Below are 17,316 nucleotides of genomic sequence, written 5' to 3' on the forward strand. Positions count from 1 at the left end.
CCTCTGTAAGGTCTTGCACCATAAGTGGTGTTTCCAGGTAAACGGTTGACATAGCCACCGCCCCAATAACCACCTCCCCAGTATCCGCCACCCCAGAAGCCTCCGCCCCAATAAGGATTATAGCCCCAGAAAGGAGAATAGATGCCCCAGCCGCCACCGTAGTAAGGGTTCCACATGCTGTTGTAATAATTTCCAAATCCCCAGCCAAAGCCTAAAGACCAGCTGCTGGAATATGGGGAAAAGCCATTGTATCCATAATAATCACCATAATATGGGTCATAATAATTTCTGTATGGACTTCCGTAGTAAAATCTGTTGATGCGTGACGAGTAATCCATATCGTAATTAGGGTCACTGCTTCCGTAATCATCGTCGTAACTGTCGCTGTATTGGGAAGACTGCCCTGGTTCGGGCTGTACATATTCCTGAGCCTTAGCTACAGAGTTGTATACGTCATCGTTGCCGCTGCCTTGCTGCGCCAACCTGGGCGCAGAACAGGAGGAAATAACCACCACTGCTGCAACCAATATTGGAGTAAGTAATCGAATCGGTTTCATATATGTGAATTGTTTGTGTGTGTTACAATTATTATAGGTATAAATTTATAAATTTGCGACCTACTATACAAGAAATTTAACACAAAAAACGTTCCAGACAGTTATGAGCAAAGGTATTACAAGCAAAAACGAAGATTATTCCCAGTGGTATAACGACATTGTTATAAAAGCCGATCTTGCAGATCATTCAGATGTAAGGGGCTGTATGGTAATAAAGCCGTATGGTTACTCGATTTGGGAAAAAATGCAGGCTGTATTAGATCAAAAATTTAAAGATACCGGTCACAGCAATGCTTATTTTCCTTTATTCATTCCAAAGTCATATTTTTCAAAGGAGGCCTCTCACGTAGAAGGTTTTGCCACAGAATGTGCCGTTGTGACACATTATCGTTTGAAAAATGATGGCAACGGAAACATTATTGTAGATGAAACTGCCAAATTGGAAGAGGAACTGATCGTAAGGCCAACCTCTGAGACCATTATCTGGAATACTTATAAAGGCTGGATTCAGTCGTACAGGGATCTGCCCTTGCTGATCAACCAATGGGCGAATGTTGTCCGTTGGGAAATGAGGACCAGACTGTTCCTGAGAACGGCAGAGTTTTTATGGCAGGAAGGGCATACTGCACATTCCACTGCTCAGGAAGCTATTGAAGAAACAGAACGCATGCTGGATGTATATGCAGATTTCTCAGAAAACTGGATGGCCTTACCGGTGGTTAAAGGAAAGAAAACACCTAATGAACGTTTTGCCGGAGCTTTAGATACTTATTGCATTGAAGCTTTGATGCAGGATGGAAAGGCATTGCAGGCGGGTACTTCACACTTTTTAGGGCAAAACTTTGCAAAAGCATTTGACGTGAAGTTTACCAATAAAGAAGGGAAAATAGAACATGTGTGGGCAACTTCATGGGGTGTTTCTACCCGTTTGATCGGCGCTTTAATTATGGCCCACAGTGATGATCAGGGTTTGGTTTTACCTCCAAAACTGGCTCCAATACAAGTGGTGATTGTACCAATTTACAAAGGAGAGGAAGACTTGAAGAACATCAGCAATTTTGTTGATGAGCTAATTCCTAAACTAAAAGGAATGGGTATTTCTGTGAAATATGATGATAGGGACACACAACGTCCTGGATTCAAATTTGCAGAATATGAACTTAAAGGTGTACCTGTTCGGATTGCTATAGGCGGAAGAGATATGGAGAATGGTACCGTTGAAATTGCCAGAAGAGATACGAGGGAGAAACAAACCGTTCAGCAGGAAGGACTAGATGTTTTTGTTCAGCAATTGCTGGAGGATATCCAGGCCAATATCTATAAAAAAGCGGCAGATTACAGAGAAGAGCACATCACTGAAGCGAATTCCTATGATGAGCTGAAAGAACTTCTGGACACCAAGGCTGGATTTATTTCTGCGCATTGGGATGGTACACCGGAAACAGAGCAAAAAATAAAAGAAGAGACAAAGGCTACAATCAGATGTATTCCGTTAAATAATAAACAGGAGGCTGGTGTTTGTATTTATTCAGGTAAACCTTCTACGCAACGGGTATTGTTTGCCAGGGCTTATTAATTAGAACCAGGTAAATTTAATTTAGAAAATAAATGGACAGAGAGATGAAACCATCATGATCTTACAAATTAACTTACATTGATTACAAGATCATGATAGCTTCATCACAAATAAATATAAATAGATAAACAGATGAAATTTGCAACCAAAGCTATACATGCAGGTCAGGAGCCGGATCCAACAACAGGAGCGGTAATGACCCCGATTTATCAGACTTCTACCTACTGGCAAAAGTCGCCGGGCGATCACAAAGGATTTGAGTATTCCCGCGGAACGAATCCAACCAGACAGGCTTTGGAAAAATGTCTTGCTGCATTGGAAAATGCAAAATACGGTCTAGCTTTTTCAAGCGGTATGGGTGCAACCGATACGGTATTGAAATTGCTGAAGCCTGGCGATGAAGTGATCACAGGAAATGATCTTTACGGCGGTTCTTATCGTATATTTACCAAGGTTTATGAGAAATATGGTATTAAATTCCATTTCCTGGATCTATCCAAACCAGAGAACATACTACCTCATTTAAATGACAAGACCAAGCTGATCTGGATTGAAACACCAACCAATCCAACCATGCAGATCATTGACATCGAAGGGGTTTCCAAAATTGCAAAACAGCACCATCTGATCCTGGCCGTAGACAATACTTTTGCTTCGCCTTATCTTCAAAATCCAATGGATCTTGGAGCGGATATTGTCATGCATTCTGTAACTAAATATATCGGTGGTCACTCTGATGTAGTGATGGGGGCATTGCTGGTGAATGATGATCAGTTGTATAAAGATCTTTGGTTTATCTATAACGCATGTGGCGCAACACCGGGCCCTCAAGATGCTTTCCTGGTACTGAGGGGAATCAAAACGCTGCACCTGCGTATGAAGGCGCATTGTGAAAATGGTGAAAAGGTAGCCCGCTACCTGAAGAATCATCCGAAGATCGATAAGATCTACTGGCCAGGATTTGAAGATCATCCTAACCACGACATCGCGAAAAAGCAAATGAGAGGTTTTGGCGGTATGGTTTCGATTACTTTAAAAGGTGCAGACCTGGCAGAAACGTTCAGAGTGGCTTCTTCATTTAAAGTGTTTGCTCTGGCAGAATCTTTAGGTGGTGTAGAATCACTGATCAATCATCCAACCACCATGACCCATGGTTCTATTCCTAAAGAAGAAAGAGAAAAGGTTGGAGTTACAGATAACTTACTCCGTTTAAGCGTCGGAGTGGAGGATATCGATGATCTATTGGCAGATTTAGAACAAGCACTTAAATAACAGCGGTTGGAATTTCTGGAACTTAAGGACTTTTTGGATGTGAAGGTTGGAGAATACAACCAGCCGGGCTTTATTCAAAATGATCCAATTTGTATTCCCCACCGTTTTTCAAAAAAACAGGATATTGAAATTGCCGCATTTTTTGCGGCAATTTTAGCTTGGGGGCAGCGTAAAACCATTATCAATAAGTGCACGGAATTGTTTGCCCGGATGGATAATGAGCCATATGCCTTTATGACTGGCCATTCTGACCAGGATTTGAAAGGTTTGTTAGGGTTTAAGCATCGTACTTTCAATGATACCGATCTGTTGTATTTTGTGGAGTTCTTCCATCAGCATTACAAGAGATCGGATAGTTTAGAAACGGCTTTTTTACCGGGGGCTAGTTCTCGGTTCAGAGAAGAATATTTGACCGTAGTTCTGGAGGAGCAACAGTCTGTTTATGCTTCATCTTCCTGTATGCTGGGAGAAATGAATCAACCTGCGTTGGATATCGAGCAATCCCTGAACCATTTCAGAAGTTATTTTTTTAGTCTTCCGGATTTCCCCAGGCGGACCATTAAACATGTTTCTTCTCCTCTTCAAAAATCTACCTGCAAGCGTTTAAATATGTTTTTAAGGTGGATGGTGAGAAAGGATTCTTGTGGTGTTGATTTTGGTGTTTGGAACATCATCAGGCCAGCTGACCTGATTTGTCCCTGTGATGTGCATGTAGATCGTGTAGCCCGTAAACTTGGTCTGATTGAGCGGAAGCAAACCGACTGGAGCACTGCTGTGGAGTTGACCACGGAACTTCGAAGATTTGATCCGCTGGATCCGGTAAAGTATGATTTTGCTTTGTTTGGCTTAGGCGTTGAAGAAAAGTTCTGATAATTTTGGTGCTTTTTTTATCTTTAATCTGTGGATAACTTAAGCATTTTAAACGCATGGTAACTTTTAGTGCAGAGATTGAAAGATTTGCAGAAATGGGTGAAAAGACCGGTTGGAGTTATGTTTTTATTCCCCAGGCTATAGCTACCCGGATCAAGGCGGATTGTAAAAAGAGCTTCCGGGTAAAAGGTAAAATTGATCAGACTCTTATAGAAGGAATGGCAACTGTTCCGATGGGAGAGGGTGATTTCATTCTGGCCTTGAAAGCCAGTTTGCGAAAACAACTCCTTAAAGAAGCCGGGGCTGTAGTGAATGTTGAGCTGGAAGAGGATAAAGATTTTAAGATCGGGATCCCGGAAGATCTGGAGCTTTGTCTGTCTGACGAAGACCATTTGATGGCGCGTTTCTTAAAATTGCAAAAGTCACATCAGAACTGGTACATCAACTGGTTAAATTCTGCTAAAACCGAACCTACCCGAACCAAAAGGTTGGTCAAAATTGTGTCTGCCATGGACAGGGAAATGACCTTTTCGGAAATGATGCGGGAAGGCAAAGAAAAATAATTATGCTCTTTTGTAATTTCTGAACCAGCTGCCCATTTTCATTTGGATCACGCCTACAAAAGCTTCCCTGAAAATTCTGGTACTCATCTTCGAAACTCCTTCTGTACGGTCGGTAAATATAATAGGAACTTCAACCACATTAAAACCATATTTGATGGCGGTAAATTTCATTTCAATCTGGAAGGCATAACCCACAAACCGGATTTTATCCATTGGAATAGTTTCCAGAACGATTCTTCTGTAGCATTTAAATCCTGCTGTCGCGTCCTGGATGGTGATACGGGTAATAAAACGAACATACATCGATGCAAAATAAGACATCAGGACCCTGTTCATTGGCCAGTTGACCACGTTTACGCCGTTTACATATCTTGAACCAATGGCTACATCTGCGCCATTTAAACAGGCTTCTCTTAAACGGACCAGATCATCCGGATTATGAGAGAAATCTGCATCCATTTCAAAGATAAATTCATATTTCCGCTGCAGGGCCCATTTGAAACCATGAATATAGGCAGTTCCTAAACCTAGTTTACCTGTTCTTTGTTCCAGATGGAGGGCTGGATACTCTTCCTGAAGGCTTTTTACAATCTCTGCAGTCCCGTCAGGAGAACCATCATCTATAATTAAGATCTCAAAGAGGAAAGGAAGTGAAAATACCTTCCTGATGATTCTTTCAATGTTTTCCTTTTCGTTATAGGTAGGAATTATTACTAAGCTGTCTGACACTTGTGACCGGTGTTTTTTAATGTATGAATTGCAGAATCGCCGAAATTAATCATTAAAAATGAAAAACCCTGTAACCGGATGGGGTTACAGGGTTAAAATATGTTAAATGCAGTACAGATTAGCTTACGCCTTGCATCAGTTTTTTAATCAATGGAGAACAAATGATCAGGAATATACCTGCAATTGCGGCATAGATACCCAATTGGTAATAACCGGCAGTGTAAGAATGCAGTTTTTCTACAAGGGTAGCGCCCTCAGCTACAGACATATCTGCACCAAATTTTCCGGCGGCAAACTGTCCAAATGCGCTGGCCAGGAACCACATTCCCATCATCATACCTGTAAGTTTCTTTGGCGAAAGTTTAGTTACCAGCGACATTCCGATTGGACCAAGGCACAATTCACCAAGGGTCATCAATAGATAACCAAAAGTAAAGAGGTTCAGTGATGTGATCCCATTGGCATCTGCAAGGAAACGCGTATAAAAGAAAGTGTAAAAAGTAGCGGCCAGGAATAAAAATCCGATCCCGAATTTAATTACAGAATTTGGTTCTATTTTCTTTTTTGACAGCCAAAGCCATAACAAACCAACCAGCGGACTGAAAACAATAACAAACAAAGAGTTCGAACTGTTATTGATGACGTTAGGGTCGATCTGGAAGAACAATAGGGTATGACTAAGGTTCTTTTCTGCAAAAAGAGATAACGATCCACCACTTTGTTCGTATATAGCATTGAACAAAAAGTACAGGAAAATAAAAATAAAGGCAGCAAGTAGTTTCAGTTGAAACTTTCTATCCTTCACTTTGTAGGTTTCATAAAGAAAATAAATGATACAAAGCGGAGCAATGGTATACATGAAATAATCGGTATACTTTGTGTTCTGCACCATGATCAGGATCAAAGGAATAGAGATCAAAGAAAATATATATACGCCGATCTCTCTTAATCTTTTTTTGCTTACAGGCATTTCTTTTAATGGAGAATCTCCAATTGGGCCCAGTTGCTTTTTGGTAAACAGGAAGGTAATCAGACCGATTGCCATAACGATTGCTGCGGCCAGGAAGGCATAGTTCCAGGAAACATATTTTCCAAGATACACACATAATGCGCCGCCTAAAAGTCCTCCGATATTGATACCGGCATAGAACATTCCGTAACCGGCATCCCTGCGGTGATCGCCTTCTTTATAAAGATCGCCCACCATAGAAGAAACGTTGGGTTTGAAAAATCCTGTACCGATGATAGAAAGCGTAATACCGATGTAAAAGAAATCTTTTGGTGAGGCTGCGATGATCAGGTTTCCAAGGATCATCACCATTCCGCCGAAGAACAATGATTTTTTAAAGCCCAGGATCTTATCTGCAAAGATACCCCCCAAAAAAGTGAAGGCATAAACAAAAGATTGTATGGCTGCATATTTTAGATTCGCATCCTTATCGGAAAGAGAAAGGCCTACAATCTTGTCGATCATAAAAATGGTGAGCATGCCACGCATTCCGTAGAAACAGAAACGCTCCCACATTTCTACCAAAAATAAAGACCAAAGCTGCTTAGGGTATTTACCCTCAAAATCCTGGATTTCGTCCAGCGTGATGTTTTCTTGCATTCTATTTTATTGTTAATCTAAAAAGCCTTTAGCAGATGCCAAAGGCTTTTTATTTATTTTACACCGTGCATTAATTTTTTAAGAACAGGAGTCAGCATCATAATGATCAGACCAAGGCCTACCGGGATAAAGGTGAAGATCAGAAAGAAGGTGGACATGGAGTATTTGGAAGTGATCTCATCGATCATACCACCCATTGTACCTGCAATCTTGTTCCCGATCGCAATGGCCAGGTACCAGATCCCAAACATAATAGCGATCATACGTCCCGGAACCAGTTTACTTACATAAGATAAACCTACAGGTGAGATGAACAATTCTCCTAAGGTATGGAAGAAATAAGCGAGTACCAGCCAAACCATACTTACAGAAGCCACGGCTGCACCCTGTGGAATGCTGCTTGCACCATAGGCTAAAGCAGCGAAGCCAATACCCAGAAGGATCATTCCAAAGCCGTTTTTAAAGGTTGCAGAAGGATTGTATTTGCTTTCCCATAATTTAGATACAATAGGGGCACAGCTAATGATGAACAAAGAGTTCAGAATTCCAAACCAGGTAGCGGGTACCTCTGATTTTACTTCAGCATATTGTTGTTTCAGCATATAGATTACAATGACCCAGATAATCACGAAACCTGAAGCCAGGATAATATTTCCCAGCGCATATTTTCCAAAAGTCTTGGCAAATAAACGCATCAATACATAAGAGATGATGGCCAGGGGAACAATGGTGATCAACGTATTTACTACGTTGAAAATGATCTTGGAATCGCCGGTTAAGATCCGCTGTGTATAATCTTTAGCAAAGATGGTCATTGAACCACCTGCCTGCTCAAATGAAGCCCAGAAGAAAATGGTAATGAAGGCCAGAATAATCACTGCAATCATTTTGTCGCGAAGTACTGGCGTATACTGTGCAATCCGCTTGATCAGGATAAAAATAAATAAGGCAAGCGCAATCAGGATGGCGAAATTACTGCCTTCAATGCCGCCGATTTTAAAGTTGAACAAATTGAAACTGGTGATTTTGGAAACCGGATCGTTGATGATCCAGGCTAAACCAATAACAGAAAGTAAGCCAATGATGCCCAGGTCAAATGAAGAGAATGGGTTTCTTGTGGATTCTTCAGGTGTTTCTGAAAAGTCTTCTTCTTTATCTTTAACGGGTTTCAGACCAATGTTTCCAAAAATGTTCTGTGTAAAGTAGAACTGGAGCATGCCAATAAACATAAAAACACCAGCTAAACCAAAACCATAAGACCAGCCCCAGTTTGGATTTTCTCCAATATAACCACAAAGCAGCATACCCAGGAAAGCTCCGGCATTTACACCCATATAGAAAATGGTATAGGCGCCGTCTTTTTTCTCCTGGTGTTTTTTGTACATCTGTGCAATGATAGAGGTCATGTTCGGTTTAAAAAAGCCATTACCAATCACCAACAGACCTAAACCTAAATACATAAATGCATGGTGAAATTCCATCGCCATAGATAAATGTCCAAGGGTCATGATCAGGGCGCCAACCAATACGGCCCATCTGTAACCGATAATTTTATCTGCGATATAACCGCCTAAAATAGGGGTCAGGTAAGCTAAACCGGTATAAGAACCATAAATAGCCAAGGCATGAGCCCGTGGCCATCCCCAGCCAGGGTTATCTCCAATAATAGATGAAGTTAAGAAGAGTACAAGCAAAGCCCTCATTCCGTAATATGAAAATCTCTCCCACATTTCGGTAAAGAATAGAACAAACAGCCCTGCCGGATGTCCTAAGACCTTACTTTCGAAAAAATTATTTGGATTATCCAAACTTTGTGCATTCATGTGTTGTTTTTTTGTGTAATAATTTATAGAAAAGGTTCAGTTAGTTCGTCGGAGTGTCAGGAGAAGAATCTCCTGTTATTGAGCGGGATAGTTATTTTTCTAATATGTTTCAATTGCCCTGCCAGTGATAAATTTTGTGTGTTGTTGAATTGAACGATCTCGCAAGATAGGGACATACGAGCAAACTCACAAATTTTTAATTCTTCATTCACCATTGAAAAGCCCGTTAAAATTTCTTCTGGGCAGGTATTTGCTTGTTCTTTGGATCTATGTAAAACTCATCATTGGTGTCTGGATCATTGTTGACTTCAACATTTTCAACCAGTTTTAAGCGGCCGCCTAAAGGCTTGTAGGCATCAAAACTTGAATCTGATGCATAAAATTCAAAATGATCTGCCATTTCCGGACTTAAAGGAGCAAGGTGATCAAAAACGATCATACCTACTTTCTTGTCCAGGCGAAGGGTCATGGAATTGAGTTTACTATATTCGAAAACTATCCGATTTTTTACAGAACTGTTTTTGGAGTCCTGGAAAACGGCCTTGCCAAATACGGGTTCACCTTGGTTAAAGGAGAGCACCTCGATAACTTTTTTAGAAGTTTTAGCATTGTTGCCTTTCCAGCCCAGTAAAGCATAATAGGTCTGTTTACCACTATTGACAACAGGCACGATCTCATAATACCGGCTGCCAAACCATTTTTTATGGGAAGTGACTTCATTGTCGTCTTTAAATTCGGCTGTACCATCTATTAAGGGGAAAAGTTTCAGGCTACCATCTTTAGTGGCCATTTGTATGGTACCAAAGAAACGGTAAGTGCCACTGTTGGTGGGCAGGGCCCAGGAAAAGATGCGGAAACCGTTGTCTGGAGATTTAACCGTTGAAATGTATTTTAAAGAATCAAAAGCAAAACTGTAGGATCCTGGAATCTTTAATGCCGTGACCAGGGTTTTGATCAGGCTGGCATTAGCAGCAAAACGGTCTGTATTCTCTTTGGCAGCCTGAATAGATTCCGTAAGACGGATCATAGAATCCTGCAGGGCATGTAGCCGGGGACCCGCATTCGAATTAAAGGTATGCTGTGCCCGGGCAACAGCCAGGGAACAGCATACAGTTAAGGTCAGCAGGAGATGCTTTCTGGACAGAAGCATATCAGCTGTATTTTTCTACGACTAATGCGCTGGCACCGCCACCTCCGTTACAAATTCCGGCTACGCCAATTTTTCCATTGTTTTGGGCAAGTACAGAAAGGAGTGTAACCACGATCCTTGCACCAGAAGCGCCCAATGGATGGCCAAGGGAAACCGCGCCGCCATTTACATTGACCTTATCATTGTTCAGTTCCAAAAGTTGGTTGTTGGCCAGGGAAACTACAGAAAAGGCCTCATTAATTTCAAAATAATCAACATCTTTTATGCTCTTACCGGCTCTGCTTAAAGCAAGAGGGATTGCCTTTGCCGGGGCAGTAGTAAACCATTCTGGTGCCTGTTGTGCATCAGCATAAGCTAAAATTCTGGCAAGAGGTTTTAACCCCAGTTCTTTTGCTTTATCCGCACTCATCAAAACCAGTGCAGCTGCGCCATCATTGAGGGTAGATGCATTGGCTGCAGTTACGGTACCGTCTTTTTTAAATACGGGTTTAAGAGAAGGTATTTTGTCGAATTTTACGGCAAAGGGTTCGTCATCATTGCTCACCAGGGTGATTTCGCCCTTACGGTCTTTCACTTCTACAGGAACGATTTCTGCTGTGAATTTACCGTCGTTTTGTGCTGCCTGAGCTTTTTTATACGAGGCAATAGCAAATGCGTCCTGATCTTCACGGCTGATGTGGCATTCTGTTGCACATAATTCTGCGGCAGAACCCATATGGTAATCATTATATACATCCCACAGACCATCTTTAACCAGGCCATCAGTAATCTGGCCATGGCCTAAACGGTAGCCTGTACGCGCTTTATCTAAATAATAAGGAACATTGCTCATGCTTTCCATTCCGCCTGCAACTACAATATCATTCTGTCCAAGTGCAATACTTTGTGCAGCCAGCATAATGGCTTTGGTGCCTGAAGCACATACTTTATTAATAGTGGTAGCAGGCAAATCAGGAAGTCCGGCATGTTTGGCAGCCTGTGTAGCGGGTGCCTGGCCAAGGTTAGCGGATAACACATTTCCCATATATACTTCCTGAACATCTTCAGGTTTGATCCCTGCTTTCTCTATTGCGGCTTTAATGGCAATTCCACCAAGTTGTGTTGCTGTAAAACCAGCTAATGATCCACCGAAACTTCCAATTGGGGTTCTAAGTGCTGAAACGATTACGACTTCTTTCATTCGAAATTTTATAATTGGTTATAAGCAAAGTTAAATAAGATTCACTGGTTTTAGGTAATCAAAACAACAGTTCCCGCAATAATTAAGGCAGCGCCTATGATAATTTTTATCGTAATGGCTTCTTTTAGAATGAGGAAAGAGAGCAGGATGGTTAAGGCCAGGCTCAGTTTGTCTACCGGAGCAACCTGTGAAACTTTACCAAGCTGGATGGCCTTGTAATAAAAGATCCAGGAAAGGCCTGTAGCCAATCCGGAAAGAATTAAAAAAGTTAAGCTGTGTTTGGAAATTTCGGTGATCCCTTTTAATTCTCCTCTAAAGAGCACAATTCCCCAGGCAACAACCAGAATGACGATGGTTCTGATGGCTGTGGCCAGGTCGGAATTTACGCTGGTTACACCGATCTTAGCGAAAATCGCTGTTAAGGAAGCAAAGAAGGCTGATAATAAAGCATATATCCACCACATGATTTTCAAATTATAGATCAGTCAAATATATTAAAATTGGTAACTTCGCCGCGTCATTCCAGAAATTATGTTCAATAAGAAAATTGTCAGTTACCTGTATTCCAATGCAGATGCCCTTGTCATTTCCATTTTTGCGGTGATTTGCTTGCTTATTTTTACCGGACATAATGGAATTGGCATTTCTCCGGATTCTATCTCGTATATCAGCACAGCGAGAAGCATACATGAACATTGGACCATGACGGATTTCAATCTGAAACCCCTGGTCGCTTTTCCGGTATTTTATCCGGTTTTTCTAAGTATGGTGATGTTTCTGACGGGAACAGATATTGTACAGTCGGGTGTAGTTTTAAATTGTGTTTTACTAGCTGCAGTAGTGCTGCTCTCGGGCAGGCTGTTGAATAAATTTCATCCGCGGTCGGCATGGTATAAGCGCATTGTATTGCTTTTTATCGTTTTTAGTCCGGCATTGACAGAGGTTTATTCTATGTTATGGTCGGAGACTTTGTTGATTCTCCTAAGTTTGATTTTCTTTCTGTTCCTGGAAAAGTATCTGAAACATAGTACTGTGAAAAACCTGGTCATTTGTGCTGTATTGGCTGGCCTGGCCACAGTAACCCGTTATGCAGGAATAACCTTAACCGGAACAGCAGGCCTGATGATCTTATTGGCACCGCACATGGACGTAAAGAAAAAAGCAGGTCATATTGGTCTGCTCAGTTTGATCTCCTTCTTTATTTTGTTCTTGAACCTGATCCGGAACCACGTGCTGGTGGGTTCTTTGACTGGACCGCGGCAATTTGGACATACGCCTTTGCTGGAGAATATTGGTTACTATGGTAAAACACTTTCTGACTGGTATCCGGTATTTAATCAGGACCACAGCACCTCGATTTTAATCGGTTTATTGGTTTTTACGGTGGTATTGCTACTGTTCCTTTATCGGGCCTTTAAAGGGAAATATTATCATGGCCAGGAAAATATCGCCGCGGCTTTTGTGTTGGTGTACTCTATATTCATTGTGGGGATATCTACGTTGTCTCATTTTGAGGGAATCAACAATCGCTTGCTGGTTCCTATTTTTATACCCTCTTTATTTGCATTGACTTTTTGGCTGCCCGGCTATTTTTCCGGATTAAGACCGGTGGCAAAACAGGCTAGTATGGTTCTGTTGCTGGGCTTTTTGCTGCTATTCCAATATAATGCAACTGCTCAGCTCGATGAAATGTACCAGGATGCGGTCACTTACGGTGTTCCAGGTTATGCAGATGATTCCTGGAAGAAATCAGAAACCGCAAACTTCCTCGCTAAACATCCTGAATTCCTGAAAAAGGGCATAAAGGTCTACTCTAATGCCCATGATGCAGTTTATTTTAAGACGGGTTTGCACGCCGATGAACTTCCACACCATATAGATAAGGAGTACCAGGAAAAGTTCTATCAGGAAAAAGCACATTATATCATTTGGTTCAATAGTATAGATGATCCTGAACTGATCCATCTTTCTTCTATGTATAAGCACAGAAAGCTCCTTGAAAAATACAGATTTGGGGACGGCTGGGTATTTTTGTTTGAACGCAAGCCCTGATTTTAGCTGTTTGATATTTTCCTGATAAATATGCTGTGCTAACTATATGTATTTCATTTGGTTTGTATTATATTAGAAGCATATAACCCACCTGCACAGATGGCGGAAAATAAAGGCTTAAAAAAGACACTCAGCCCCTTTATGCTTTGGGGCCTTGGCGTAGGTTATGTGATCTCCGGAATGTATTTTGGCTGGAACCTCGGCCTTGAAAAAGGTGGTGCCGGCGGGATGGCGATTGCTACGATTGTAATTATGGTGATGTACATCACCTTTACTTTTAGTTATGCTGAGCTGGCCTGTGCGATACCTAAGGCGGGCGGGGTATTTGATTACGCCAACCGGGCAATGGGCAAGAACATCGGCTTTATTGCGGGAATTGCACAGATTGTGGAGTTTATCCTTGCTCCACCTGCGATTGCTTTTGCCATTGGTGCTTATTTTAATGCTTTCTTTCCTCAGGTACCCATTCTAAGCAGTGCTATTGCCATTTATTTTGTGTTTACTGCCCTGAACGTTTATGGTGTTAGGGCAGCGGCTTCCTTTGAAGTCATCATTACGGTGCTGGCCGTAGGGGAGTTGCTATTGTTTTCTGGCATTGCCTTGCCAAAATTTGAGATGGCTAATCTGCAGCGCAATTCTTTTCCTAATGGTTGGGGAGGGGTATTTGCCGCCATACCTTTTGCCATTTGGTTCTTTCTGGGCATTGAGGGAATTGCAAATGTGGCCGAAGAAACCAAAAATCCTCAGAGAGACATTAGTAAAGGCTTTGGCTGGGCTATTTTTACCCTGGCCATATTATGTGTGCTGATCTTTATTTCGGCTACCGGAATCAGTGGTTGGGAAGCGATTGTTTATAAAAACGGTCTGTCTGGAGAAACTTCGGATTCACCACTGCCCTTAGCCCTGGCCAGGATCACGGGTAGCAATCATTTGATGTATCACCTGCTGATCACGGTTGGGCTGTTTGGTCTGGTGGCTTCTTTTCATGGGCTGATTCTGGCAGCAGGCAGGTCTACTTATGAAATGGGAAGGGTACATAATATTCCTTCCTTTCTGGGAAAGATTTCTCCCAGATTCCATACACCGGCCAATGCGCTCCTTGGAAATATGGTGATAGGAATACTTGCTTTATTATCGGGAAAAACATCGGAGATCATTATTGTTTCTGTATTTGGTGCATTAACACTCTATATTATTTCTATGATCTCCATTATTCTGTTGAGAAAACAAGAGCCAGATCTGCACCGACCTTTCCGCACGCCTTTCTATCCGGTATTTCCTGTGGTTTCCCTGGTGATTGCGGTGGTTTCCATCCTGGCCATGTTTATTTACAGTTTCCAATTAGGACTTATTTATTTTTCTATACTGATCATCACTTTTTTGCTGTACAAAATCTTTAAAAGAACGGATACATGACAACACAAGAGATACTCGCTTACGTACAACAGCATCCCTCGGGCAAGGTAAAAGTTGCTGTGACAGATATTGACGGGGTTTTAAGAGGAAAATATATTGCTGCTGAAAAGTTCAGTTCGATTGCTGAGGGACGGCTTGGCTTTTGCGATGTAACCTTTGGCTGGGATATGGGCGATGCGGCTTATGATAATGTGAAATTTACAGGATGGCATACTGGTTATCCGGATGCGCTGGTGAAACTGGATCTAAATACCTTCCGTAAAATCCCCTGGGAGAACGGTACTCCTTTTTTTCTGGGTGATTTTGTTAACGAGCAGGATGTTGCAGCGTATACCTGCCCCAGACAATTGCTCCGTAAGGTGTTAAGTGATACAGAACTGCAGGGATTTACTCCTTATTTTTCGCAGGAGTTTGAATGGTTCAATTTTATAGAAACACCCGAAACGGCGTACCAAAAGGGTTTCCAGCAGCTTAATCCCTTGAGCCCGGGGATGTTTGGCTATTCTATTCTGAGGGGCAGCTTGAAAAATGAATATATGAGCGATCTGTTTGATTTGCTTTGCAAATTTGGTATTCCGATAGAAGGTCTGCATACCGAAACAGGCCCAGGTGTTTATGAAGCGGCAATTAAATACGCTCCGGTGATGCAAGCTGCAGATCAGGCGGTATTGTTTAAAACTGCCGTTAAAGAAATTGCCTATAAACATGGTCTTATGGCAACTTTTATGGCCAAAATCAGCGAGCACCTTCCGGGTTGCAGTGGGCATGTCCATCAAAGCCTTTGGGATAAAGGTTCCAGGTATAATCTCTTTTATGAGCAAAAGGACCCACATAAAATGAGTGATTTGATGAAAAGCTATATTGCGGGGCAATTGTATTGTTTACCCCAAATACTCCCCATGATTGCTCCAACGGTAAACAGTTATAAAAGATTGGTGGAGGGTGCCTGGGCACCAACTACACTAACCTGGGGTATAGACAACAGAACGGTAGCTCTAAGGGCATTGCCTGGCCATTCCAAAACCACACGTTTGGAAACCAGGGTAGTTGGGGCAGATACAAATCCTTATCTGGCGCTATCCGCTTGCCTCGCTGCAGGGTTGTATGGCGTTAAGCATAAAATGAAACTGGAAAAAGAGGCTACTACGGGAAATGGTTATAAAGACCTTTCTAATGGTGTTTTACCTTTTAACCTGCATGATGCTACACAAATGATGAAACAATCTGCGGTCGCAAAAGAATTGTTTGGCGATCAGTTTGTAGAACATTTTACGTTAACCAGAGAGTGGGAGTGGAAACAGTTTGCCAAAGTGGTAACAGACTGGGAATTGAAAAGATATTTTGAAATTATTTAAGACGAAGCTGCAATATGACATTTGATAAAGTATACCAGTATAATTTTCCAACCACCATTCGTTTTGGTGCCGGGGCGATAAAGGAATTGCCTGCTTATCTAAAATCCAATGGACTCAGCAAGCCGATGATTGTGACAGATCCGGTGATTGCAGGTTTGCCCTTCTTTAAATCGATCATCAAGGACCTGGAAGCACAGCAGCTTTCGGTGGAAGTGTTTTCAAATATCCATAAAAATCCGGTAAAGAGTGATGTATACAAAGGGACGGAACTCTGGGACCAAAGTTCAAGGGATAGTGTAATTGGTATAGGGGGCGGGGCCGCGCTGGATGTAGCCCGTGCCATTGTATTGCGGGTAAATCACCGGGAGGATCTGTTTAAATATGATGATTTGATTGGCGGGGATATTTATGTGACTAATGATGTTCCTCATTTTATTACCGTACCTACAACCGCTGGTACCGGGAGTGAGGTAGGCAGGAGTGCCATTATCGCCGATGATGAGACCCATCAGAAAAAAATCCTTTTTTCGCCGAAGCTCATGGCGAAAATTGTGTTTGCAGATCCTGTATTAACCATGGATCTGCCGCCATTTATCACAGCTGCAACGGGTATGGATGCGCTGACCCATAATATGGAGGCATTCTTAGCTAAGAATCCTCATCCTTTATGTGATGGAATAGCGCTTGAAGGCATCTATCTGATCAAAGATGCCCTGGAGAAGGCGACCAACCACCCTGATCTGGAAAGCAGAAGTAAAATGCTGATGGCCTCTATGATGGGGGCGATTGCCTTTCAAAAAGGACTGGGCGTGGTCCACTCTCTGGCACATCCACTCTCCTCCCTGCTGGATACCCACCATGGTTTGGCCAATGCGGTGAATATCCCTTACGGTATGGAATTCAATATTGCAGGCTTTGAAGATAAATTTCGCCGGATGGCGAGAACCTTGGAACTGAAAGAGGAGAATGGAGAAGCCGTAGTGGAATACTTGTTTGATTTAAATGCAAAAATTCATATTCCTCATCATTTAAGTGAGATTGGGGTAAAGGCTGAGCATATTGAAACTCTTTCGGATTTGGCTCTGGCCGATTTCGCCCATCCCAATAACCCAAAGCCTGTAAACAGGGAGGATTTTAAACAGTTGTATTTAAAAGCGCTTTAGT

14 protein-coding genes and 1 pseudogene are annotated in these 17,316 nt (G+C 42.1%); 8 read left to right on the forward strand and 7 right to left on the reverse strand.

Going from position 1 to position 17,316, the window contains the following annotated elements:
• Positions 1-557: pseudogene (locus DBR11_RS29370) on the reverse strand (hypothetical protein); the annotation flags it as partial.
• A 103-nt stretch (positions 558-660) separates the two neighbouring features.
• Between DBR11_RS29370 and proS the strand changes: the two are divergent.
• From proS to DBR11_RS09910, 4 genes are all read left to right on the forward strand, one after another.
• Positions 661-2,133: a proline--tRNA ligase gene (gene proS / locus DBR11_RS09895; protein WP_108552117.1), complete on the forward strand. Its 1,473-nt coding sequence runs from the start codon at positions 661-663 to the stop codon at positions 2,131-2,133.
• Between the two features lie 132 nt (positions 2,134-2,265).
• Entirely contained in the window at positions 2,266-3,405 is a 1,140-nt protein-coding gene (locus DBR11_RS09900) for a cystathionine gamma-synthase (RefSeq protein ID WP_108552120.1), read from the forward strand.
• A gap of 6 nt (positions 3,406-3,411) precedes the next feature.
• Positions 3,412-4,275: a TIGR02757 family protein gene (locus DBR11_RS09905; RefSeq protein ID WP_108552122.1), complete on the forward strand. Its 864-nt coding sequence runs from the start codon at positions 3,412-3,414 to the stop codon at positions 4,273-4,275.
• Positions 4,276-4,331: 56 nt separating this feature from the next.
• Positions 4,332-4,838 carry a YdeI/OmpD-associated family protein gene (locus DBR11_RS09910; RefSeq protein ID WP_108552124.1) on the forward strand — a complete coding sequence of 169 codons (507 nt, stop codon included), beginning with the start codon at positions 4,332-4,334 and terminating at the stop codon, positions 4,836-4,838.
• Here the strand turns inward: DBR11_RS09910 and DBR11_RS09915 are convergent, their stop codons facing one another.
• The 6 genes from DBR11_RS09915 to DBR11_RS09940 form a co-directional block, all read right to left on the reverse strand.
• Positions 4,839-5,567, reverse strand: coding sequence for a polyprenol monophosphomannose synthase (locus tag DBR11_RS09915; protein WP_108552126.1), 729 nt, complete (start codon positions 5,565-5,567; stop codon positions 4,839-4,841).
• Positions 5,568-5,685: 118 nt separating this feature from the next.
• Complete coding sequence (locus DBR11_RS09920; RefSeq protein ID WP_108552128.1) at positions 5,686-7,176, reverse strand: peptide MFS transporter; 1,491 nt, start codon at positions 7,174-7,176, stop codon at positions 5,686-5,688.
• 53 nt (positions 7,177-7,229) lie between these two features.
• Complete coding sequence (locus DBR11_RS09925; protein ID WP_108552131.1) at positions 7,230-8,999, reverse strand: peptide MFS transporter; 1,770 nt, start codon at positions 8,997-8,999, stop codon at positions 7,230-7,232.
• A gap of 226 nt (positions 9,000-9,225) precedes the next feature.
• Complete coding sequence (locus DBR11_RS09930) at positions 9,226-10,149, reverse strand: hypothetical protein (RefSeq protein WP_108552133.1); 924 nt, start codon at positions 10,147-10,149, stop codon at positions 9,226-9,228.
• A 1-nt stretch (position 10,150) separates the two neighbouring features.
• Positions 10,151-11,329: an acetyl-CoA C-acyltransferase gene (locus DBR11_RS09935; protein WP_108552135.1), complete on the reverse strand. Its 1,179-nt coding sequence runs from the start codon at positions 11,327-11,329 to the stop codon at positions 10,151-10,153.
• A 50-nt stretch (positions 11,330-11,379) separates the two neighbouring features.
• Positions 11,380-11,793, reverse strand: coding sequence for an EamA family transporter (locus DBR11_RS09940; RefSeq protein WP_108552136.1), 414 nt, complete (start codon positions 11,791-11,793; stop codon positions 11,380-11,382).
• Positions 11,794-11,860: 67 nt separating this feature from the next.
• Here DBR11_RS09940 and DBR11_RS09945 point away from each other — a divergent pair, with 67 nt between their 5' ends.
• The 4 genes from DBR11_RS09945 (at position 11,861) to DBR11_RS09960 (ending at position 17,315) form a co-directional block, all read left to right on the forward strand.
• Positions 11,861-13,381: a hypothetical protein gene (locus tag DBR11_RS09945; protein WP_108552138.1), complete on the forward strand. Its 1,521-nt coding sequence runs from the start codon at positions 11,861-11,863 to the stop codon at positions 13,379-13,381.
• A 99-nt stretch (positions 13,382-13,480) separates the two neighbouring features.
• Positions 13,481-14,797, forward strand: coding sequence for an ethanolamine permease (gene eat, locus DBR11_RS09950; protein WP_108552140.1), 1,317 nt, complete (start codon positions 13,481-13,483; stop codon positions 14,795-14,797).
• Complete coding sequence (locus tag DBR11_RS09955; protein WP_108552142.1) at positions 14,794-16,152, forward strand: glutamine synthetase family protein; 1,359 nt, start codon at positions 14,794-14,796, stop codon at positions 16,150-16,152. Before eat ends, DBR11_RS09955 begins: the two co-directional genes overlap by 4 nt.
• A gap of 14 nt (positions 16,153-16,166) precedes the next feature.
• On the forward strand, positions 16,167-17,315 hold the full coding sequence (locus DBR11_RS09960; RefSeq protein WP_108552144.1) for an iron-containing alcohol dehydrogenase: 1,149 nt from the start codon (positions 16,167-16,169) through the stop codon (positions 17,313-17,315).
• The last annotated feature ends 1 nt before the right edge of the window (position 17,316 follow it).

Source organism: Pedobacter sp. HMWF019 (assembly GCF_003061025.1).
GTDB lineage: Bacteria > Bacteroidota > Bacteroidia > Sphingobacteriales > Sphingobacteriaceae > Pedobacter.

Excerpts from the sequence above, each read along its gene's own strand:
- proS (WP_108552117.1), top strand. The coding sequence starts at position 661 with ATGAGCAAAGGTATTACAAGCAAAAACGAAGATTATTCCCAGTGGTAT.
- DBR11_RS09900 (WP_108552120.1), top strand. The coding sequence starts at position 2,266 with ATGAAATTTGCAACCAAAGCTATACATGCAGGTCAGGAGCCGGATCCA.
- DBR11_RS09910 (WP_108552124.1), top strand. The coding sequence starts at position 4,332 with ATGGTAACTTTTAGTGCAGAGATTGAAAGATTTGCAGAAATGGGTGAA.
- DBR11_RS09920 (WP_108552128.1), bottom strand. The coding sequence starts at position 7,176 with ATGCAAGAAAACATCACGCTGGACGAAATCCAGGATTTTGAGGGTAAA.
- DBR11_RS09925 (WP_108552131.1), bottom strand. The coding sequence starts at position 8,999 with ATGAATGCACAAAGTTTGGATAATCCAAATAATTTTTTCGAAAGTAAG.
- DBR11_RS09930 (WP_108552133.1), bottom strand. The coding sequence starts at position 10,149 with ATGCTTCTGTCCAGAAAGCATCTCCTGCTGACCTTAACTGTATGCTGT.
- DBR11_RS09935 (WP_108552135.1), bottom strand. The coding sequence starts at position 11,329 with ATGAAAGAAGTCGTAATCGTTTCAGCACTTAGAACCCCAATTGGAAGT.
- DBR11_RS09940 (WP_108552136.1), bottom strand. The coding sequence starts at position 11,793 with ATGTGGTGGATATATGCTTTATTATCAGCCTTCTTTGCTTCCTTAACA.
- DBR11_RS09945 (WP_108552138.1), top strand. The coding sequence starts at position 11,861 with ATGTTCAATAAGAAAATTGTCAGTTACCTGTATTCCAATGCAGATGCC.
- eat (WP_108552140.1), top strand. The coding sequence starts at position 13,481 with ATGGCGGAAAATAAAGGCTTAAAAAAGACACTCAGCCCCTTTATGCTT.
- DBR11_RS09955 (WP_108552142.1), top strand. The coding sequence starts at position 14,794 with ATGACAACACAAGAGATACTCGCTTACGTACAACAGCATCCCTCGGGC.
- DBR11_RS09960 (WP_108552144.1), top strand. The coding sequence starts at position 16,167 with ATGACATTTGATAAAGTATACCAGTATAATTTTCCAACCACCATTCGT.